Origin of the sequence: Delftia sp. S65, assembly GCF_016516495.1 — a bacterium.
Taxonomy (GTDB): Bacteria; Pseudomonadota; Gammaproteobacteria; order Burkholderiales; family Burkholderiaceae_C; genus Comamonas; species Comamonas acidovorans.
Genome location: NZ_JACVUR010000004.1, coordinates 64,671 through 84,947, shown reverse-complemented (window position 1 = coordinate 84,947; position 20,277 = coordinate 64,671). Strand labels below are relative to the sequence as shown.

Here is a 20,277-nt window from a genome sequence, read left to right as displayed (position 1 = left end):
GGCGTGTAAGGCAATGAAGGTGGAACAGGCGGCGGCCGGCGAGCCCCATGCAATCGATGCGCTGCAGCGGCCGCACATCGTCTTCGAGGGCGTGCGCAAGCACTACCCGGGAACGGGCACGGGCACGGGCACGGGAAGGGGCGCGGGCGAGCCCGTGCATGCGCTGCAGGCGCTGAGCTTCGAGGTGGCGCGTGCCGAGGTGTTCGGCATCATCGGCCGCAGCGGCGCCGGCAAATCCACGCTGCTGCGCACCATCAATGCGCTGGAGCGGCCCAGCAGCGGCCGCGTGCTGGTGGACGGCACCGATGTCGCCACGCTGGACGAGGACGCGCTGGTGGCGCTGCGCCGGCGCATCGGCATGATCTTCCAGCACTTCAACCTCCTGTCCTCGCGCACGGTGTACGAGAACGTGGCCTTGCCGCTGCAGGCCGCAGGCTGGCGGCCCGCGCTCGTGCGCGCACGGGTGGACGAGCTGCTGGCCCTGGTGGGGCTGGCGGACAAGAGCGGCGCCTATCCGGCCCAGCTCTCGGGCGGGCAAAAGCAGCGCGTGGGCATTGCGCGCGCGCTGGTGCACGAGCCCGAAATCCTGCTGTGCGACGAGGCCACCTCGGCCCTGGACCCCGAGACCACGCAGTCCATCCTGGAGCTGCTGCGCGAGATCAACCGCAAGCTGCGGCTGACCATCGTGCTCATCACGCACGACATGGCCGTGATCCGCGAGGTCTGCGACCGCGTGCTGGTGCTGGACCAGGGCCGGCTGCAGGAGATCGGCGAGGTCTGGAAGCTGTTTGCGGCACCGCGCTCGGAGGCGGCGCGTGCGCTGCTGCGGCCGCTGCGGCAGGCCTTGGCGGCCGACCTGGAACTGGTGGCAGAGGCCGATGGCCCGGATGCCGTCGCCGTGCTGGCCATCGGATGGGCCGACGGCGGCAGCCAGCAGGGCCTGCCGCTGGCGCAGCTCCAGGTGCTGGGCCCGCGTGCCCGCTTGCTGCAGGGCGGGCTGGACTGCATGCGCGGGCGTTCGCAGGGCCGCCTGCTGGTGGGCGTGCCGGTGCAGGATCTGCCGTCGTCGCTCTCCCCGCTCTCGCCGGCCGCGCTGTCTTCCCTTCAACAGGCGCTGGGCGCCGATTCACTGCAACTGCTTGGCCATGTCCCTGCCCCCGCTCGATAAATACCTGCAGGCCTTTCTGGAAACCCTGCTGATGGCGGGCGCGTCCTCGCTGATCGCCATCGTTGCCGGGCTGGCGCTGGCCATCGTGCTGCACACCACGGCGCCAGGCGGGCTCTATGCCAGGCCGCGCCTGTACCGGGGGCTGTCGGCGGCGGTGAACATCGGCCGGGCCATTCCCTTCATCATCCTGCTGGTGGCCCTGCTGCCGGTGACGCGCGCCATCGTGGGCACCACGCTGGGCACCTGGGCGGCGGTGGTGCCGCTGTCGGCCAACCTGATCCCGTTCTTTGCGCGCATCGCCCAGGTGAGCTTGGGCGAAGTGGACGGCGGTCTGGTGGAGGCGGCGCGCGCCATGGGCCTGCGCCGCCCGCAGATCGTGCGCCAGGTGCTGCTGCCCGAGGCGCTGCCGGGCCTGATCGGCGGCATGACCGTGAGCGTGATCGCCATGGTCAATGCCTCGGCCATGGCGGGCGCCGTGGGGGCGGGAGGCCTGGGCGACCTGGCCATCCGCTACGGCTACGAGCGCTATGAGACGCGCGTGATGTTCGAGGTCATCGTCATTCTGGTGGCCCTGGTGTCGGTGCTGCAGTTCGGCGGCGAATGGCTGGCGCGCCGTGCCGACCACCGGCGTTCGATCTCTTGAGATGATTTGGAAATAACAGACTGAATTTTTATTATTTTTGGTTTTTTCGACTTGTCTCGACAATGGCCTGCAGCAGCATTCGGGCTGCTGATTCTTTTCCGAGACGCTTCGATGACCCACACCACACGCCCCGCCTGGCCTTACCCTCTTGCCGGCCGCACTGCCATGAAGCCGGGCGTGGCCATCGTCTGTGGCGTCCACCATGTCCAGCTGTCCTTCCCGGCGCGCGCCCAGGCGGCCATGGAGCGCTTTTATGGCGAAGTGCTGGGCCTGTCTGCCCTGACCGTTGCCGGGCGTCCGGGCCTGAGCTTTCTGGCCGGCGGTCAGCGCATCGATCTGGTGCCCTACAAGGGGCAGTCCGGCGGCACCGAGCGCGCGGCGGGCAACCTGGTGCACCTGGCGCTGACGGTCAGCGACGTGGATGCGCTGCGCCAGCAGTTGCTGGTGCACGGAGGCCTGGCGCTGGAGGTGGCGCCCGTGAGCGAGGGCCGGCGCTGCTATGCGCGCGACCCCGCAGGCAATCTGATCGAGCTGCTGGAGCTGCCCCGCGAGGCAGCGGCCGATGCCCCGGACGAGCCGGCCGTGGCCTGTTCGGCCTGAAGCCTCTCGCCATTCCCCTCTCTCTTTCCTTTCTGCTTTTGCCTTCCACAGGCCCGGGCCGCACCGGCCCCGGGCGGAGCCTTGCCCATGAACTTCCAGCAACTGCGCTATGTGCGCGAAACCGTGCGCCGCGGCTACAGCCTGACCGAGGTGGCCCACACGCTGCACACCTCCCAGCCTGGCGTGAGCCGTCAGATCCGCGAACTGGAGGAAGAGCTGGGCGTGGAGATCTTCATCCGCGCAGGCAAGCGGCTGACCGGGCTGACGCCGCCCGGCGAGGCGCTGCTGCCCATCGTCGAGCGCCTGATGCTGGAGGCCGACAACCTGCGCCGCGTGGGCGCCGACTTCAGCGCCAGCGAGCAGGGCCGGCTGTCGATTGCCGCCACCCACTCCCAGGCTCGCTATGCGCTGCCCCATGTGGTGCGCGACTTCCGCCAGCGCTATCCGCAGGTGCGCCTGCACCTGCACCAGGGATCGCCCGAGCAGGTGGCGCAGATGCTGCGCAGCGGCGAGGCCGACATCGGCGTGGCCACCGAGGCGCTGGCCGGCTATGAAGGCCTGGTCGCGCTGCCCTGCTACCGCTGGACGCACGGCGTGGTCGTGCCGCCGGGCCACCCGCTGCTGCAGTCGCAGCAGGCGCTGACGCTGGAGGCGCTGTCGCGCTTTCCCATCATCACCTACGAGCAGGGCTATACGGGCCGCGCCCACATCGACGAGGCCTTTGCGCGCGAGGGCCTGGAGCCCGACGTGGTGCTCACGGCCATGGACGCCGATGTGATCAAGACCTATGTGGAGCTGGACATGGGCGTGGGCATCGTCGCCTCGGTGGCGCTGGATGCCGAGCGCGACCAGGGCCTGCGCACGCTGGACGCCGGCCACCTGTTCGAGGTCAACACCACGCGGCTGGGCCTGCGCAAGGGCGCCTGGCTGCGCGGCTATGCCTATGCCTTCATCGAGACCTTCGTGCCCACGCTGACGCGCGAGGTGGTCGAGCAGGCCGTGCGCCAGGGCGTGGAGCCCGAGTAGGCAGACGAAGGGGGCCGGCCTCAGGCCGGCTCGCGAGCCATCTCCAGCAGGGTGTCGCCGGTCACGCGATAGCGGATCCACTCGGTCTGGGGCAGGGCGCCCAGGCGGTCGTAGAACTCGATGGAGGGCAGGTTCCAGTCGAGCACGCTCCACTCGAAGCGGCCGCAGTCCTTCTCGACGGCGATCTGCGCCAGGCGGCGCAGCAGCGCCGTGCCCGCGCCCAGGCCGCGCGCCTCGGGCGTGACGTAGAGGTCTTCGAGGTACAGGCCGTGGCGGCCCTGCCAGGTCGAGTAATTGAAGAAGTAGACCGCAAAGCCCACGGGCTGGTCGCCATGCAGGCAGATCAGGCCGAAGACGGCGGGGTTGTCGCTGAACAGGGTGCGCTTCACATGCTCTGGCGTGGCCAGGACTTCATGCTCGGCTTTTTCATAGACGGCGAGTTCGCGCACGAAGCGGACGATAAGCTCGGCGTCATCGGGGGTGGCGGGTCGGATCTGTAGGGTGGTAGTCATTCAAACGCGGGGGGACACGGGGAGCCCGGAAAAACGGTATTGCGGCGCAAGATGGCGCCGCAATCTCCGGTTTTAGCCGATTTTCGCGCCCGTGTCCGCCAGGGGCTGTTGCACCGGAAGGGGCAGGAACTGGCGCAGGATCTGGAAATGGTCCTCGAAGAACGCGCTTTCCATGGCGGGCAGGTCGCAGACGGCCACCCAGCGCGCCAGTGCCGCATCGTCGCCGCCCTGCACGGGCGGCAGCGAGGGCAGCACGCCCAGGTCCAGGTAATGCACATGGGTGATGGTGCGCCCGCGCAGGCTGCGGTCGGGATGGTCGAAGACCTGCACGGACTGCAGGGCCGCCTGCAGGTCGGCCTCGCTGAGCGTGGAGCAGGTCTCCTCGCGCAGCTCGCGCAGGCAGGACTGCCACAGCGTGTCGCGCGGCTCCAGAAAGCCGCCCGGCAGCGCCCACAGGCCCAGGCCCGGGGCATGGCCGCGGCGTATCAGCAGGATGTGGTCCTGTTGCGCGTCTTCGTGCGGCACACGGCAGCGCAGCAGTGCGTCCACGGTCACGAAGACGGGCGGGTAGGGCGCCGCGGCCCAGGCCTGGCGGTACCGGGCCAGCATGCGCCATTCCTCGCACATCTGCGCATGGACGGGCGTGGTGGCCCATTGGCGCAGGAACTGCAGGGTGGCGGGCGGCACCTGGGCGGCCAGGGCTTCGAAGTCCACGCCGGATTCGCCGAAGTAGATGTCGCGCAGCGGCGTGGCGTCAAATTGGCCCAGGCGTGGCAGGCTGATCAGCTGCCAGCGCGGAAAGCGCGCCAGGTAGCCGCTGGTCGCATCCTTGAAATGGCCGACCAGGGCCACGCTGGCGCCTTCGGGCACGCAGGACTGCACGGCCTGCTGCACGGCCTGTACCCACAGCGGCTCGTTGTAGTAGTCGCGCACGGGCACGCAGTGCAGGCGGGCCGCGTCGGCCGGCGGCAGCGCCTCGCGCAGCATCTGCGCGCGTTCCTGCCAGCTGAAGGGGTTCTTGGGATTGGGCGCCTGCCAGGCGCTGCCCAGCACGACGACGATCTGCTCGGCACGCTCCAGCGCCGCACGCAGCAGTGCCATGTGGCCGTTGTGCAGCGGCTGGAAGCGCCCGATCAGCACGGCGGTGTGCACGCGCTCGCTGGTGGCCGGGGTTTCGGTGGGGGCGTCCATGGCGGCAGTCTCTTGCATAAACAGGCTCGGTGGCTTCACTCTGGCTTCATTCGTAGTGGGCGGCAATGGGCATCTGGCGGCCCGTGCCGAAGGCGCGCGGGCGCACGCGCAGTATGGGCGGGGCCTGGCGGCGCTTGTACTCGCTGCGGAAGATCATGCGCTTGACGCGGTCAACCAGCTCGGCACCGCCGGGCTGGCCCAGCAACTGGGTCACAAAACGCTCGGCCGTGCCGTATTCGGCGGTGGACAGGTGCCGGCCCTCGATGGCGTATTTGAGGATTTCGTCCAGCACCGCATAGGGCGGCAGGCTGTCCTCGTCCTTCTGGTCGGGCGCCAGCTCGGCCGAGGGCGGCTTGTCGATGATGGCCTGGGGAATCAGCTCGCGGCCGGCACTGCGGTTGATGTGGCGCGACAGCTCGAAAACCTCGGTCTTGTACAGATCGCCCAGCAGGCCCAGGCCGCCGTTGGTGTCGCCATACAGCGTGCAGTAGCCCACCGAGATCTCGGACTTGTTGCCCGTGGTCAGCAGCAGGTGGCCGAAGGCGTTGGAGTACTCCATCAGCGTGGTGCCGCGGATGCGTGCCTGCAGGTTCTCCAGCGGCAGACCCTGCAGCGGCTGGCCGAAGCTGGCCTCGAACTGGCGCGCATAGCCGTCGACCAGCTCGCGGATCGGGTGCTCGTGCAGCGTGATGCCCAGGTTGCGGCACAGGATCACCGAGTCATCGACCGAGCCGCTCGACGAAAAGCGCGAGGGCATGGTGACGGCCACCACGTTGTCCGCGCCCAGGGCCTCGGCCGCCAGGGCCAGGGTCAGCGCGCTGTCGATGCCGCCCGAGCTGCCGACGACGGCGCGCGTGAAGCCGCAGCGGCGCGCATAGTCGCGCAGGCCCAGCACGATCTGGCGGCGGTAGAACTCCATGGTGGGCAGGCCTTCGGCCGGCACGCTCATGCAGGGCTGGCCGGCTGCGTCGAGGAAGCGTCCGTCGTCGAACTGCAGCGTGCGCAGGTCTTCGACAAAGCGCTCGGCCTCGAAGACCACGCCGCGCCCGGGCTCCACCGCGAACGAGGCGCCGTCGAACACGATCTGGTCCTGGCCGCCGATCTGGTTCACGTAGAGGATGGGCAGGCCGTGGCGCGTGGCCGCCTGGCCGAAGATCTCGTGGCGCTGCTCGCGCTTGCCCAGGTGGCTGGGGCTGGCGTTGATGCTGACCACCAGGTCGGGCGCGGCGTCGGCCATGCGCGCGAAGGGGTTGGTGGCGTAGTCGGCACCGGCGTCGTTCCAGCCGTCCTCGCACACCAGAAAGCCCACCTGGGCCTGGCCTATGCGCAGCACCTTGGCCGCGTCGGGGCCGGGCTCGAAGTGGCGGCGCTCGTCGAAGATGTTGTAGGTGGGCAGCAGCTGCTTGTCATAGCGCAGGCGCACGGCGCCGTCCTTGAGCACCAGCAGGCTGTTGTGCAGCGGCTTGCCGGGCCCGCTGGCGCGCGTGGGCGCGCCGATGACCCAGTGCAATTGTGGCCACTGGCGCGTGGCCTGCAGCAGCTGCTGCAAGCCTTGCTCCAGGCGCTCGCGAAAGGCGGGCTCGTCCAGCAGGTCGCCAGGGTAGTAGCCGCACAGCGACAGCTCGGGAAAGACCAGCAGGTCGGCCTGCGCGTGCGCGGCGCGGGCAGCGGCCTCGGCCATGCGGGCCACGTTACCGGCGATGTCGCCGACGGTGGGGTTGAGTTGGGCAATGGTGATGCGCAGCATGAATGGAGCCTTGGCGGTGTCAGGCGGTGTCAGACGGCGACAGGCTGGGCCAGGCCGAAGACCTGGCGCAGATAGGCCAGATAGGTTTCGTCGTTGCACAGCGTCTTGCCCGGCGAGTCCGAGATCTTGGCCACGGGCTGGCCGTTGGCGTGGGTGAGCTTCATCACGATGTTGATGGTCTCCAGCCCCATGTCGTTGGTCAGCCGCGTGCCGATGCCGAAGCCCAGCTGTATGCGGTCGGCAAAGCGCTGGTACAGGGCCAGGGCCGTGTCCAGGTCCAGCCCGTCGGAGAACACCAGGCGCTTGGCCTGCGGGTCTATGCGCAGCTTCTGGTAGTGGGCGATGGCCTTCTCGCCCCAGACATACGGGTCGCCCGAGTCGTGGCGCAGCCCGTCGAAGAGCTTGGCGAAGTACATGTCGAAATCGGCCAGGAAGGCATCCATGCCCACGGTGTCGGTCAGGGCCACGCCCAGGTCGCCCCGGTACTCCTGCACCCAGTCCTCCAGCGCGGCGATCTGGAAGTCGCGCAGGCGCACGCCCTGGGCCTGGTAGCTCTGCAGGTACTCATGGGCCATGGTGCCGATGGGCACGATGCCGAAGTCGCGCGCCAGCAGCACGTTGGACGTTCCCTTGAACCACTGCGCCGTCTGCGTGGCAAAGGCCTGGACCACCTCGCGCTGCCAGGCGCCCGAGAAGCGCCGGCGCACGCCGAAGTCGAACAGCTCGAAGGGATTGCGCAGCCTGGCCTCGCAGGCCAGGTGGCGCAGGCGCTCGATCTTGCCGGCCAGGCGCCTGCGGCCTTCGGCCAGCGCCGCCTCGGCGTCGAAACGCCGGAAATACAGCTCGTTGACGATGGCCAGCACATAGATCTCGAAGCCCATCACATGGACCTGGGGGCCCTTGGCCTCAATGTGCAGAGTGTCGCCATCGGCCCAGGCACGGATGAAGGCGCGCTGGAACTGGAAGATGCGCAGAAAGTCGATGAAGTCGCTCTTCATGAAGCGCAGCCCGCCCAGGTAGGCCAGGTCTTCGGGCGTGAAGCGCAGCGCGCACAGGGCGTCCAGCTCGCGCTCCACCTCGGGCAGCAGCTCGGCCAGCGGGAAGGCCGTCTTCGTGCGGCAGACGAATTCGTACTCGGCCTCGGTCTGGGGATTGCGGTGCAGCATGGCCTGCCACATCGTGAATTTGTAGAGATCGGTGTCGAGCAGGCTGGTGATGATGGGAGCCATGGTGCGATGCTGGGGAAACAGGAAAGGGGGCTGCGCGCAGGAAGGAGGCCTGGCCCCTACAGGTGGAGTTCTTGGCTGGAGGCCAGCCGCAATCCGCAGGCCTGCATGGCTGCCAGGAAATCATGGTGCGCAGACTCGAAGCCCGGCACCGGGCTCATGGCGTCGTGCATCAGCACGATGCGCTCAGGATGGGGAAGGTGCTCGACCAGATGCTCGACCGTGGAGCGAACGCAGTGGCTGCTCGCCTCGCCCGCGACCACCAGCATGTCTGCCTGGCCCAGCCGCTCCAGCAAGGCCGTATTCAGCAAGGTCGCCGGATCGGCAGGGTCTGGCACCTCGGCCAGCAGCGCGCTGTAATGCTCGGTCCAGGGATTGAGCCCCTTGAAAACGTTGTACACGGCGCGCTGGCGCTGCTGCTGCCAGTCGCCGCAGGCCGCCAGCACATCGGCATGGATACCGTGGCCCCAACTGCCCACCTCGCAGTGCACGGGCCAGACCATCAGCGTGTAGCGGCTGTTGGCTTCGAGTGCATCCAGATATTCCAGGCTGCGCTGCAGCGCCTCGGCGTTGCGCGGCCGAAACACCCCCGCCCGCACCTGTGCCGCCGTGATCGCGGTGAACGGCGCCACATCGCCGCCATCGTCGCCATCGCCCTGTTGCCAGAAAGCCGGATGGGCGATGTCGTAGCGCTGGTGCGAGTCCAGCGTCACCGTGATGGCGTCCACCTTCGCCCCCTCGCGCCGTATCCATCCGCCCAGCCGCTGCATGTCGGCATGTGCGCCCGCCACGGGAAGGCTGGGACGTTGCCCGCCGGGGCACCAGTCGTCAGGCAGATCGCAGAAGTCGTTCTGGGGGTCTATGACCAGGAGCTGGGTGGTGGGGGGCATAGGTAAGTGCGCAGAAGCAACGCTTTGGACTGGGGCGGCAAGGGGTGCCTCAGTGTAGTGCCGCAGCAACCGGGCTTGTCACCCACCGCTTGGCCAGGATGCGACGCTGCAAGCAAAAGAATCCGGGTACTCTGTCAAGAGCAGGGGACCCCCAGGGTAGAAAGTCCTGCGCACCGTGATATGGAATCTACAATGGGAGGTTTTACGTATTCCTTGGACAGATCCAGCCGTTTTATCCAGTAATTTTGCTGCCTTGTATCAATCGAGTGATGTTATTCGGTAGTTTTTCATTATCCATATGGCATCCCTTCAGGTAACAACGACTTTCATGGGGGTAGGGTTGGCAACGCTAATCCTGTACCTGATCCGGCGTGGCCATCTTTATCTCATGCACGGCCTGTTCTGGGTGGTCGTGGCTGCAGCTGCCGTTGTGTTGGGTGTCTGGCCAGGGATGATCAACCGGGTGGCTGGGCTGCTGGGTATCAGTTATCCACCTGCAATGCTGTTGTTGTTTGCCAGCATGGTGCTTTTGATCAAATCCTTGCATGCCGATATGGTCAACACCCGAATCGAAAGGGACGTACGCCGCCTGACTCAGCGGTTGGCCATGTTGGAGGCCGATGCCGAGCACCTGCGAAGTGTCGGATCGCCGTCTAGTGAAGCAGGGGGCCGACATGACGACCAAAGGTAAGGAGACGGCACTATTGCCCGTGATTCTGTGCGGGGGCGCTGGCTCGCGCCTGTGGCCGCTGTCTCGTGAGACCTCCCCTAAGCAGTTCCTGGCATTGCTGGGCGAGCGCTCGATGCTGCAGGAAACGGTACTTCGATTGTGGGGCTCACCCTCACAGTTGCCCATAATCAGGCCGCCCATGCTGGTTTGCAATGCCGAGCACCGCTTTCTTGCTGCCAGCCAGCTTCAGGAGATCGGGGTTGAAAGCGCATGCATTCTGTTGGAGCCTGAGGGCCGCAATACTGCGCCAGCACTGACACTGGCCGCGCTGCAGGCAATATGTACTGGGGAAGACCCTGTGATGCTTGCCATGCCGGCAGACCACGCGATAGCCGATGTGAACGCCTTCATCTCAGCCGTGGAGCAGGCCTTTCCGATGGGCGAACAGGGCGCCATGGTCACCTTCGGTGTATTGGCCGATCGGCCTGAGACCGGCTACGGCTACATCCAAAAAGGTGAATGCTGGCATGGGAATCCAGCGGTATTTCATATCAAAGGATTTGCCGAGAAGCCGGACAGGAAGCGCGCGCTTCAATACCTCTCTACCGGAGACCACTTATGGAACAGCGGGTTGTTCATGGTTCGTGCCAGCGTGTGGTTGCATGCACTGGGACATTTCCGTGCAGATATTCTTGCGGCCTGCCAAGCTTCGATGCGCGAGGCTAGGCGCGATCTAGATTTCATACGCCCTGGAGTTGCCTGCTTTGAGGCATGTCCAAGTGACTCCATTGACTATGCCGTGATGGAGCGTCTTCCTGGCCATGCTGCAGTAGGCGTTGACTGCTGCGTCGTGCCGCTGAGCACTGGCTGGTCGGATCTCGGCGCGTGGAATGCAGTGTGGGATCTTCAGGAGCACGATGCCCAAGGCAATGCGTCGATGGGCGATGTGCTGCTCCAGGATTGTGCTGATTCCTTGTTTGTTTCCAGCAGCAGGTTGGTTGCAGGGGTGGGATTGGAGCAGATCGTGGTCGTGGAAACACCTGACGCTGTACTGATCGCGGACAAGCGGCGCACGCAGGACGTGAAGCAGATGGTGGGGAAGCTGCGTAACTCAGGCCATGCCTTGGCGCAGGCACATAGAAAGGTCTATAGGCCCTGGGGTTGGTATGACTGCCTCGATGCCGGCGAACGCTTTCAGGTAAAGCGCATTGTGGTGAAGCCGGGCGCCAGCCTGAGTCTGCAGATGCACAGGCACCGTGCGGAGCATTGGGTTGTTGTGAAAGGGACCGCCGAGGTAACAAATGGCGAGAAAACCTACTTGCTGGGACCGGACCAGTCGACCTACATACCGGTGGGGAGCGTGCACAGGCTGGCGAATCCTGGCGAATGCCCGCTTGAGATCATTGAAGTCCAGTCTGGGGCCTATCTGGGCGAAGACGATATCGTACGCCTTGAGGACGTTTACGGACGGCGTGCTCCGACCAATGGATCAGATATCAATAACGGTTGAATCATTTTTTCCTTCGCTTGAAACATGCAAACAGATAAAGCAAAGATTGCCGTGGTGGGGTTGGGCTATGTGGGGTTGCCACTGGCCGTGGAGTTTGGCAAGCACCGCGAGGTTCTGGGTTTTGACATCAATGCGGCGCGTATCGCCGAACTACAGGGGGGCACGGATGGCACCTTGGAGGTCAGTGCCGATGAGCTGAAGGCTGCCGCGCTGCTGCACTTCAGCTCGGATCCGCGAGAATTGGCGGATTGCCAAGTCTTCATCGTGACCGTCCCCACGCCCGTGGACAAGGCCAACAGGCCTGACATGACACCCCTGGTCAAGGCCAGCGAAACGGTTGGGCGTGCAATGCCGCCGGGCGCTCTTGTGATTTATGAATCCACCGTCTATCCCGGAGCAACCGAAGAAGTATGCGTGCCTGTTCTGGAGCGTTTCAGCGGCAAGACTTTCAACCGCGATTTCTTCTGCGGCTACAGTCCCGAGCGCATCAATCCGGGGGACAAGGTCAACACGCTCACCAAAATCAAGAAGATCACAAGCGGTAGCACACCCGAAGCTGCTGACGCGGTGGACGCCCTGTACGCCAGCATCATTACTGCAGGCACCCACAAGGCCACCAGCCTGAAAGTTGCGGAGGCGGCCAAGGTCATAGAGAACACTCAGCGAGATCTCAACATCGCGCTGGTCAACGAACTGTCTGTGATCTTCGAGCGCATCGGCATCGATACCCTGGACGTCCTTGAGGCCGCCGGCAGCAAATGGAACTTTCTGCCCTTCCGGCCGGGTCTGGTGGGCGGTCATTGCATAGGCGTTGATCCGTACTACCTAACGCACAAGGCGGAGGAAGTGGGCTACCACCCCCAGGTCATTCTGGCCGGTCGCCGCATCAACGACAACATGGGGCGCTATGTGGCACGCAACACAATCCGGCTGATGCTCAGGAACGGCATGGATGTGCCCCGCTGCCGCATTGGCGTGCTGGGCATCACCTTTAAGGAAAATTGCCCGGATATCCGCAATAGCAAAGTTGTGGACATGATTCGTGAGTTCGAGACATGGGGCGCCAATGTCGTTATTGCAGATCCCTGGGCCAACACCGAGGAGGTGGCTCACGAGTACGAGCTGAATCTAAGCCAGATCGACGCGAAGCATCCCGTCGACGCCTTGGTCGTTGCCGTTGGGCACAACGAGTTTCGTCAGGCTTCTTTACAGCAACTGCGCAGTCTGTGCCGCGGCGACCGTCCTGTCCTCGCCGACGTGAAAAGCCTTTTCTCCAGACAGCAGGCCGCCGAGGCCGGCTTTACCGTATTTCGTCTCTGAGTTCCGTCATGAAAAATTTTGCTCTGATCGGTGCCGCCGGATACATTGCGCCCCGGCACATGCGCGCCATCAAGGACACTGGAAATAATCTGTCCGCCGCCTATGACATCAATGATTCAGTGGGGATCATTGACAGCATTTCACCGCAAAGCGACTTCTTCACTGAGTTCGAACGCTTTCTTGAACATGCCCAGCGCCTCAAGCGTGATCCAGCATCCGCTCTGGACTACGTCTCCGTGTGCTCTCCTAATCACTTGCACCATGCCCATATCGCGGCCGGCCTGCGCCTGGGCTGCGATGTGATCTGCGAAAAACCTCTGGTGCCCACGCCTGCGGTACTTGACGAGTTGGCGCGTATAGAGGCGGAAACAGGCCGGCGGGTCTTCAATATCCTGCAGTTGCGCCACCATGATGCCATTTTGCGTCTGCGTGAAAAAGTGGCAAACGCGCCCAAGGACACCAAGTTTGATGTCGAGCTGACCTACATCACGTCGCGCGGGAAATGGTACCAAGAAAGCTGGAAGGGTGATCCGCGCAAATCCTTCGGAGTGGCAACCAACATCGGCGTGCATTTCTTTGACATGCTGCACTTCATCTTCGGCAATCTGCAGGAAAACCGAATTCATCTCAGCGAGCAGACCAAGGCTGCTGGTTATCTCGAATACGAACGTGCGCGCGTGCGCTGGTTTCTTTCTATTGATTCCAATGATCTGCCTGCTGAGGTCCAGGGAAAGAGGACTACATTTCGGAACATCGATATCAGCGGTGAGAAATTGGAGTTCTCGGAAGGTTTTACGGATCTCCATACGATCAGCTATCAAGAGATCGTTGAAGGGCGTGGCTATGGAATTGAAGATGCAAGACACTGCATTGAAGCAGTTAATTTCATACGAGATGCATCGATAGTTTCAGACAGCGATGGCCGCATGCACCCTTTCGTTCGCCAAAGTCGGCTGAGTTTCTGATATTTTTATCCGATTCCAATAATTTGCATTGACCTTGATGAAGTTCAGCTAGCTATGAATGGAAAAGAATACCAGGTTCATCCTACAGCCATCGTAGATGAGGGTGCGGAAATTGGTGCCGGCACCAGAATATGGCATTGGGTGCATATTTGTGCGCAGGCACGTATTGGTGAAAACTGTTCATTCGGTCAGAATGTATTCGTTGGGAATGATGTGACTATTGGAAACAATGTCAAGGTTCAGAATAACGTGAGCGTTTATGATGCGGTAATGCTCGAAGATGATGTTTTCTGCGGCCCTAGCGCGGTGTTCACCAATGTCTATAACCCTAGAAGCGCCGTGGTACGCAAGAACGAATATAGAAGGACATTGGTCAAGCGAGGGGCGACACTTGGCGCAAATTGCACCATCATTTGCGGCGTGACTGTAGGTGCGTATGCCTTCATTGCAGCAGGTGCAGTGATAAACAAGGATGTCAAGCCCTATGCATTGATGGCGGGTGTGCCGGCTCGCCACATTGGGTGGATGAGTGAAAGTGGGACTCGTCTGGAACTGGCCTTGACGGGAGAGGATAGCGCGACATGCCCGGAAACCGGTGTGCGTTATGAATTACGTTCCGGTCAAGTTCATCGTATATGAATTAAAGAGGCAATTTATGGAATTCATCAATCTCAAGGCGCAGTACCAAGCATTGAAAGAGGATATCAATGCGAGAATTCAAAATGTGCTAGAGCATGGAAAATACATCATGGGGCCGGAAGTGGGTGAGTTGGAGGAGAGGCTTGCCGAATACGTTGGTGTGAAGCACTGCATATCCGCCAGTAACGGGACGGATACTCTGATGATCGCGATGATGGCGCTGGGTATCGAGCCTGGAGATGAGGTGATCACTACACCATTCACCTTTGTGGCTACGGGTGAAATGATCGCCTTGCTAGGTGCGGTGCCTGTCTTCGTGGATATCGATCCGCGCACCTATAATATAGATCCGGAAACCATCGAGTCCGCCATCACCAAAAGGACAAAGGCGGTTATGCCCGTGAGTCTGTACGGGCAATGCGCGGACATGGGCAGGATCAACGAAATTGCCGACAAGCACGGGCTGGCCGTTATCGAAGATGCAGCGCAGTCTTTTGGTGCAATCTACAAGGAGCGCAAGTCCTGTGGTCTATCGACTATTGGATCGACAAGTTTCTTTCCCAGTAAACCTCTGGGATGCTATGGCGATGGAGGAGCGCTCTTCACTAATGACGATGCGCTAGCTACGGCAATGCGGGAAATCCGTGTCCATGGCCAAGACAGGCGCTATCATCATCCCCGATTGGGCATCAATGGGCGGCTTGATACATTGCAGGCCGCGATTTTGTTGGCAAAACTCCCACGCTTTCAGTGGGAAGTGGAACAAAGAAGGAAGATCGGGGCCAGGTACACGGAGCTATTGAAAAGCAATTGTCCTGAAGTCGTTACGCCATGGATTGAGGCGCATAACACCAGTGTTTATGCTCAATACAGCATATCGGTGGCGGATAGGGATCATGTTGCTCAAGCCCTGAAGGAAAAAGGGATTCCTACAGCGATTCACTATCCCGTGCCTTTGAACCAGCAGCCTGCCTACCAGAAGCTTGGTCGAGGAGAAACCCCTATCAGCCGTGAGGCGGCAACCAGAATCATGAGCCTTCCCATGAGCGCCGATCTTGCTCCAGAAGATCAACAAGCCGTGGTCGATGCTCTTCAATCAGTGCTTCAGAAATGAAAAAAGTCATCACCATTGTTGGTGCACGTCCTCAATTCATCAAAGCTGCTGCTGTCTCTCGGGCAATCAGGGCGAGCTACGGGGACTGCGTCTCGGAGGCTATCGTTCACACGGGCCAGCATTACGATGCAAATATGTCTCAGATTTTCTTCGATGAATTACAAATTCCTGTGCCGAAGTTCAATCTTGAGATATCCGGAGGTTCTCATGGAGTCATGACGGGGCGCATGATGGAGGGGATCGAGAGGATATTGCAGGATCAGAAGCCAGATTGGGTAATGATATACGGCGATACAAATTCCACGCTGGCTGGTGCATTGGCTGCTGCGAAAATGCATATTCCTATTGCGCACGTAGAAGCTGGGCTGCGCTCTTTTAATATGCGAATGCCTGAAGAGATCAATCGCGTTCTCTCTGACAGGGTCTCTAAGCTGCTTCTGTGTCCTACGGGAACTGCCGTAAGGAATCTTGCCAATGAGGGGATTGTGCAAGGCGTCCATAACGTGGGGGATGTAATGTATGACGTTGCTCTTTACTATAAAGATCGGGCAAAAAAGGAAAGCCAGGCGCTGCGGAAGCTGGGCTTGTCTGAGCGTAGGTATGCTCTTGTAACTTGCCATCGCGCGGAAAATACAGATGATCCTGCGAGATTGAAACAAATATTGGAGGCTCTGAGCGAGATATCCAAGAAGCTCAAGATCGTCTTGCCATTGCATCCCCGGACACGCAAGCTCATCGCCGACTATGGATATGAGCACATGTTGTCACGCATGATGATTGAGGAGCCACTTCCATTCTTGGACATGGTTGCTCTGGAGCAGGCTGCGAAAATAATCCTTACGGACTCTGGCGGGGTTCAAAAAGAAGCCTTCTTCTACAAGGTGCCATGTATCACCATGCGCGACGAGACAGAATGGATTGAAACCCTGGATTCTGGATGGAATCAGCTTGTGGGTGCGTCCAGGGAAAAGATTCTGTCCGCCTTCGAATCTTTGGAAATTATGGAGCCTGGCGAGGAGTATGAACCTTTTGGCAATGGTGAAGCTGGCATGACGATTGCCTCCATGTTGGCAAAGGGTTATTAATGCAGATATTAGCCGATCTCTTCAGCCACCGGAGCATTCTATACTCCTCCGTTGTGCAGGGAGTATTAAAGAAAACCAGTGGTAACGCACTGGGTTTATTCTGGCTGGTTTTGTATCCAGTGCTTTTTCTTGGAATGTATAGTATCGTATTTGTTCATATTCTCCAAGTAAAAGTGCCGGGGAGTAGCCCAGTCAGCTATGTGTTGATGATATTTTCGGGGTTAGTCCCTTTTCTGGCCTTCGCGGAAGCTTTTGGCGCAGGAGCTACCAGCATTGTAGCCAACCGCGATCTGGTCATGAACACTCTCTTCCCCATCGAACTTGTCGTAGCCCGTGATGTGTTGGTTGGTCACATAACAATGGGTGTGGGAATGCTTCTTCTTCTTGCAGGCGCGGCATATTTTCACGGAATTCACTGGGCATTCCTGTTGATTCCGTTGATTTATATTCTTCAAATCATCATGATCCTGGGTGTCGTGTGGCTGGTCGCTACATTGACGGTGTTTTTTCGAGATATTCAGCAAGCCGTTCCAATCGTCGTGCTTTTTTTGATGATGGTTTCGCCTATTGGCTATAGTGCTGAAATGGTTCCGGAAAATCTGAAAGGCTTCTTGTGGGCTAATCCTTTGGCTTGGTTCATTGAGCTGTATCGCGCTTGTTTACTGGATGGTGTTTTTCCTTTCAAGGATTTGGCAATAGTGGCCGTATCTTCCATAGCTTCCTTCACCCTGGGAGGTGCATTTATCAGGCGCCTGAAACCGCTGTTCTCTGATTATGTCTGAAATGGCAATATCGATTCAAGGGGTAAGCAAGAGTTTCAGGAGATTCAGCCATCCTGGCTGGCGGGCGCTCGATGCTCTGGGATTTCCCATCTCCACCGGTCGCTACGACGTTTTTCGGGCGGTCTCGGACGTGGATCTGAGGATAGAGAAAGGTGAGCGCGTTGCGTTGATTGGTCGCAACGGTGCTGGAAAAAGTACGCTATTGCGGTTGATATCCGGGCAGATGCGGCCTGACACGGGTGAAATCCGTGTCCATGGCAGGGTTCAGGCGTTGATGACCCTAGGAACGGGGTTTCATCCTGAGTTTACCGGCTTGGAGAACATACGTTCTGCACTTGCATTCCAGGGGGTTTCATCATCCCGACTGGATGAGTGTATTGAGGAAATATCGGACTTTACAGAACTAGACTCTTTCCTGCAGCGCCCCGTGAAAGAGTATTCCGCCGGTATGTATGCGCGATTGGCGTTTGCAGTTGCAACATCCATCACCCCGGAAGTGTTGATCATTGATGAAATTCTGGGAGCAGGGGATGCATATTTTCTGGGGAAGTGCATTCAGCGAATGAAAGCATTGACCGGGCAAGGGGCGACAATTCTCTTTGTCTCGCATGACATAAGCTCGGTTCAGATGCTGTGCGACCGTGGTGTCTGGTTGGATAAAGGACATGTCCGTCAGGATGGTCCTTTGCTTCCCGTCAGCAAGGCCTATCTTGCAAGCATCCGGCAGGAAGAGGAGTACAGGCTCAGATCGAAGAGCATGTCCTTGACGAAAGGACAGGTTGCTGCGCTTCTCAACGAGGAGCGTCACACGACGCTTTTGCGTTTTCTGGGGTGTGATGGTGAGCCTCCGGCCCAGGGACAGATGCTGCTTCGTTCCGTGGAATATGGTGCTGAGAACCGTGGTATGGGAATAATTGACTCTTCCGGCAAAGCCACCGAAGGCTCTTGTCTGATTGTGGATCCCCAGTTTATGAATTGGAGGAAGCTCGATCGCTCTGATCAAAGTACATGGGCCTTCGGAAGCTTCGGTGCCAAGTATAAACATGCACCTTTTCAAGTAGTTTGGCCGAGAAAGCAGCCATCTCTAGCTTGGGTTCAGATCGAATATTGTTTGCAAACCAGTACGCCATTAGTTTTGGAGCAATATGATGCGGAAAGCGAAAGTTATCGGACGTTGGCAAATTTGGTATCTACGGAAAATGATGGTTGGTCTAGCCTAAGAATTCCTCTTTTGGCGGGCCCGCTGAAGGGCGAGAAGAGTCCGGAACTCGAGGTACTTGGTGATCTTCAAGAGCTTGGAGCTGATGATCGCTATGGCGACGGCGAAATCAGTATTATAGGCTTTGGTTTCTTCGACGAAGGCGGAGAGCGTCGTCATACATTAATTTCCGGAGAAAATGCATATGCTGTCATGGCATACCAAGCGGATAATATCGTTGCCGAAGCGGTGGCCGTAATTGCAATCTATCGACCCGATGGAACCTGTGCAATGCAGGTAATATCAAGCTTGGCGGGTAAAAGATTCCATAGGCTTGAAGGCAAAGGCGGTATTCGTGTAAATTTCTCTCCGCTGTTGCTTGGACCGGGCGAGTATTTGGTATCCGTTGCGCTGTTCAAAGAAATTAATCTTGCATCTGCTATTGAGCCTGCTGCCTATGATCTGCATGATCGATGTTATGCCATAAAGATATTGCCACCACCAGGCATACATGTTGAAATTGGTACGGTTAATCAGCCTAGTCAATGGGAACTGCTGTAATGATCCAAAATGAGACCTTGTATGATCTATCCCAGGTTTGGGATCAGCCGCTGCAAGAAGGGCAACGCAATCTGCTGCAAGCCATATATGATTTTCTCCCAGAATCTGTTTGCAGCTTGCTCGACGTTGGCTGCGGCGATGGGAAGATAACCAGACATCTGCGCAGTGGAGGCCGGCAGGTCGTTGGCTTGGATGGAAGTCAGGAGGCACTTTCCCGTCTTTCTGTACCCGGGGTTCGTGGAAACGCCGCCGCCATGCCATTTCCCAATTCTTCGTTTGACTTGGTTCTCAGTACGGATGCATTAGAACATATGTCCGAATCTGAGGAAGACTCGGCTTGGCGCGAGCTCTTTCGGGTTGCGGGGAAATATCTTATGGTTGCTGTTCCATTCAGAGAGGAGCTTCTGGATGCTATGGCCAGGTGCCAGCAGTGTGGAAATCACTATCATGTCAATTGGCACCATCGTGCCTACGATATACATGATCTATGCAAAAGAGCTCCGCCTGACTGGAGAGTTAAATCTGTAGTTTTGTCGGGTGAGAGCTGGAGCCCCATGATCCCCTTCGAAACTCATTTTCGGAGATTGATGCTTGATGAGTGGTCTGGCTGGGATGCGTCATTCTGCCCCTCCTGCGGAGCCAAGGGCGAAAACCGCATGACGCCTGCTTCAGTATTGGATAAGGAAACGGAATCTGGCCTCGGATCGTATATATACAAGTCGCTGAGAAAGCAGCGGTTCTTTCGAAGCCATAGTGAGATTCTGGTACTTTTCGCCAAGGCGAAAGATGACCGACCAGTAGAGAGAATTCGATTTGCAAACTCCAGTTCTGCGCCGGCAAGTTCGTTGATTTTTAGTGGGAACTTCATAGAGTCTTCATTGAATCCCTATCCACAGACGGCGAGGGCCGTGAAAGCTGTTGAAGGTGGCCTGCGTCTCCAATTCCCTGTGTATGAGGAGCAGCCAAAGCTGTATATCAGAAGAATTCCAGGATCAAAAGAACCTTTGCATCTGCGTTTGGAAGACGTCGATGGGATTCTACTGAATGGAGAAGTGCTTTCCGGATCTGAGGATGAGGTCGAACTGGCTCTTCCCAGAAAAGTTCAGCCTGGATACTATGGCGTGCTGGCGACATGCTCCGCCGAGGAACCGTTCCAGATAGTGAGCCTGGGATGGGCTCCTGAAATGACACGATTGTACTCGCTTAAGAAAAATTCTCCATGCACATACTTCAAGCTTGAAAGAAGTGATTGCACTGTTTATGTGCAAGTTATAAATAATATCTCTGTTGACATCAGTGCAATCAAGGAAGAGGCTAGACCAGTGGAGTCTCCTGGTATTGTGCTGGCTGATATGCAAGCAAGAAAATATAGAACAGGATAGATTAACCATTAAGTCAAATTTGAAGTAATTACTTATTAGAATTTAGGG

General features: G+C 59.5%; 19 protein-coding genes. 14 read left to right on the top strand and 5 right to left on the bottom strand.

What is annotated here, in order from left to right; translation table 11 throughout:
• The first annotated feature begins 13 nt into the window (after positions 1 to 13).
• From IAE24_RS05455 to IAE24_RS05440, 4 genes are all read left to right on the top strand, one after another.
• Positions 14 to 1,168 (top strand): methionine ABC transporter ATP-binding protein, encoded by a 1,155-nt coding sequence (locus IAE24_RS05455; RefSeq protein ID WP_199959251.1) that lies wholly within the window; start codon positions 14 to 16, stop codon positions 1,166 to 1,168.
• Complete coding sequence (locus IAE24_RS05450; protein ID WP_013800725.1) at positions 1,146 to 1,811, top strand: methionine ABC transporter permease; 666 nt, start codon at positions 1,146 to 1,148, stop codon at positions 1,809 to 1,811. Before IAE24_RS05455 ends, IAE24_RS05450 begins: the two co-directional genes overlap by 23 nt.
• Positions 1,812 to 1,922: 111 nt before the next feature.
• Positions 1,923 to 2,411, top strand: a complete 489-nt coding sequence (locus IAE24_RS05445; RefSeq protein WP_199959258.1) for a VOC family protein — start codon at positions 1,923 to 1,925, stop codon at positions 2,409 to 2,411.
• Positions 2,412 to 2,498: 87 nt separating this feature from the next.
• Positions 2,499 to 3,437 (top strand): CysB family HTH-type transcriptional regulator, encoded by a 939-nt coding sequence (locus tag IAE24_RS05440; RefSeq protein ID WP_013800726.1) that lies wholly within the window; start codon positions 2,499 to 2,501, stop codon positions 3,435 to 3,437.
• 20 nt (positions 3,438 to 3,457) lie between these two features.
• Here IAE24_RS05440 and IAE24_RS05435 read toward each other — a convergent pair whose 3' ends face one another.
• The 5 genes from IAE24_RS05435 to IAE24_RS05415 all read right to left on the bottom strand — a co-directional run bounded on the left by IAE24_RS05435 (position 3,458) and on the right by IAE24_RS05415 (position 9,003).
• Positions 3,458 to 3,949, bottom strand: a complete 492-nt coding sequence (locus IAE24_RS05435; RefSeq protein ID WP_183019493.1) for a GNAT family N-acetyltransferase — start codon at positions 3,947 to 3,949, stop codon at positions 3,458 to 3,460.
• A gap of 72 nt (positions 3,950 to 4,021) precedes the next feature.
• Positions 4,022 to 5,140, bottom strand: coding sequence for a bifunctional nicotinamide-nucleotide adenylyltransferase/Nudix hydroxylase (locus tag IAE24_RS05430; protein ID WP_097204976.1), 1,119 nt, complete (start codon positions 5,138 to 5,140; stop codon positions 4,022 to 4,024).
• 46 nt (positions 5,141 to 5,186) lie between these two features.
• Positions 5,187 to 6,887, bottom strand: coding sequence for an NAD+ synthase (locus IAE24_RS05425; protein WP_197944212.1), 1,701 nt, complete (start codon positions 6,885 to 6,887; stop codon positions 5,187 to 5,189).
• Positions 6,888 to 6,916: 29 nt separating this feature from the next.
• Positions 6,917 to 8,116, bottom strand: coding sequence for a nicotinate phosphoribosyltransferase (pncB, locus tag IAE24_RS05420; protein WP_017407514.1), 1,200 nt, complete (start codon positions 8,114 to 8,116; stop codon positions 6,917 to 6,919).
• A 56-nt stretch (positions 8,117 to 8,172) separates the two neighbouring features.
• On the bottom strand, positions 8,173 to 9,003 hold the full coding sequence (locus IAE24_RS05415) for a cysteine hydrolase (protein ID WP_199959259.1): 831 nt from the start codon (positions 9,001 to 9,003) through the stop codon (positions 8,173 to 8,175).
• Between the two features lie 298 nt (positions 9,004 to 9,301).
• On the opposite strand from IAE24_RS05415, the gene IAE24_RS05410 reads away from it, so the two are divergent.
• From IAE24_RS05410 to IAE24_RS05365, 10 genes are read left to right on the top strand one after another with little or no spacing between them, the layout of a single operon-like run.
• Positions 9,302 to 9,694 (top strand): DUF2304 domain-containing protein, encoded by a 393-nt coding sequence (locus IAE24_RS05410; protein ID WP_199959260.1) that lies wholly within the window; start codon positions 9,302 to 9,304, stop codon positions 9,692 to 9,694.
• Positions 9,678 to 11,183, top strand: a complete 1,506-nt coding sequence (locus tag IAE24_RS05405) for a mannose-1-phosphate guanylyltransferase/mannose-6-phosphate isomerase (protein ID WP_199959261.1) — start codon at positions 9,678 to 9,680, stop codon at positions 11,181 to 11,183. Before IAE24_RS05410 ends, IAE24_RS05405 begins: the two co-directional genes overlap by 17 nt.
• Before the next feature lie 24 nt (positions 11,184 to 11,207).
• Positions 11,208 to 12,503 (top strand): nucleotide sugar dehydrogenase, encoded by a 1,296-nt coding sequence (locus IAE24_RS05400; protein ID WP_199959268.1) that lies wholly within the window; start codon positions 11,208 to 11,210, stop codon positions 12,501 to 12,503.
• 8 nt (positions 12,504 to 12,511) lie between these two features.
• Complete coding sequence (locus tag IAE24_RS05395; RefSeq protein ID WP_199959270.1) at positions 12,512 to 13,468, top strand: Gfo/Idh/MocA family oxidoreductase; 957 nt, start codon at positions 12,512 to 12,514, stop codon at positions 13,466 to 13,468.
• 54 nt (positions 13,469 to 13,522) lie between these two features.
• On the top strand, positions 13,523 to 14,107 hold the full coding sequence (locus IAE24_RS05390; protein WP_082138037.1) for an acyltransferase: 585 nt from the start codon (positions 13,523 to 13,525) through the stop codon (positions 14,105 to 14,107).
• A 16-nt stretch (positions 14,108 to 14,123) separates the two neighbouring features.
• A complete protein-coding gene (locus IAE24_RS05385; protein WP_047217181.1) occupies positions 14,124 to 15,221 on the top strand; it encodes a DegT/DnrJ/EryC1/StrS family aminotransferase in 1,098 nt (365 codons plus the stop codon).
• Positions 15,218 to 16,306 (top strand): non-hydrolyzing UDP-N-acetylglucosamine 2-epimerase, encoded by a 1,089-nt coding sequence (wecB, locus tag IAE24_RS05380; protein ID WP_047217140.1) that lies wholly within the window; start codon positions 15,218 to 15,220, stop codon positions 16,304 to 16,306. Before IAE24_RS05385 ends, wecB begins: the two co-directional genes overlap by 4 nt.
• Positions 16,306 to 17,088 carry an ABC transporter permease gene (locus tag IAE24_RS05375; RefSeq protein WP_047217139.1) on the top strand — a complete coding sequence of 261 codons (783 nt, stop codon included), beginning with the start codon at positions 16,306 to 16,308 and terminating at the stop codon, positions 17,086 to 17,088. Before wecB ends, IAE24_RS05375 begins: the two co-directional genes overlap by 1 nt.
• 1 nt (position 17,089) lies before the next feature.
• The gene (locus IAE24_RS05370; RefSeq protein WP_200016358.1) at positions 17,090 to 18,847 is read left to right on the top strand and encodes an ABC transporter ATP-binding protein; all 1,758 of its coding nucleotides are present in this window, start codon (positions 17,090 to 17,092) and stop codon (positions 18,845 to 18,847) included.
• Positions 18,847 to 20,229, top strand: a complete 1,383-nt coding sequence (locus IAE24_RS05365; protein WP_199959274.1) for a class I SAM-dependent methyltransferase — start codon at positions 18,847 to 18,849, stop codon at positions 20,227 to 20,229. Before IAE24_RS05370 ends, IAE24_RS05365 begins: the two co-directional genes overlap by 1 nt.
• Positions 20,230 to 20,277: the final 48 nt, after the last annotated feature.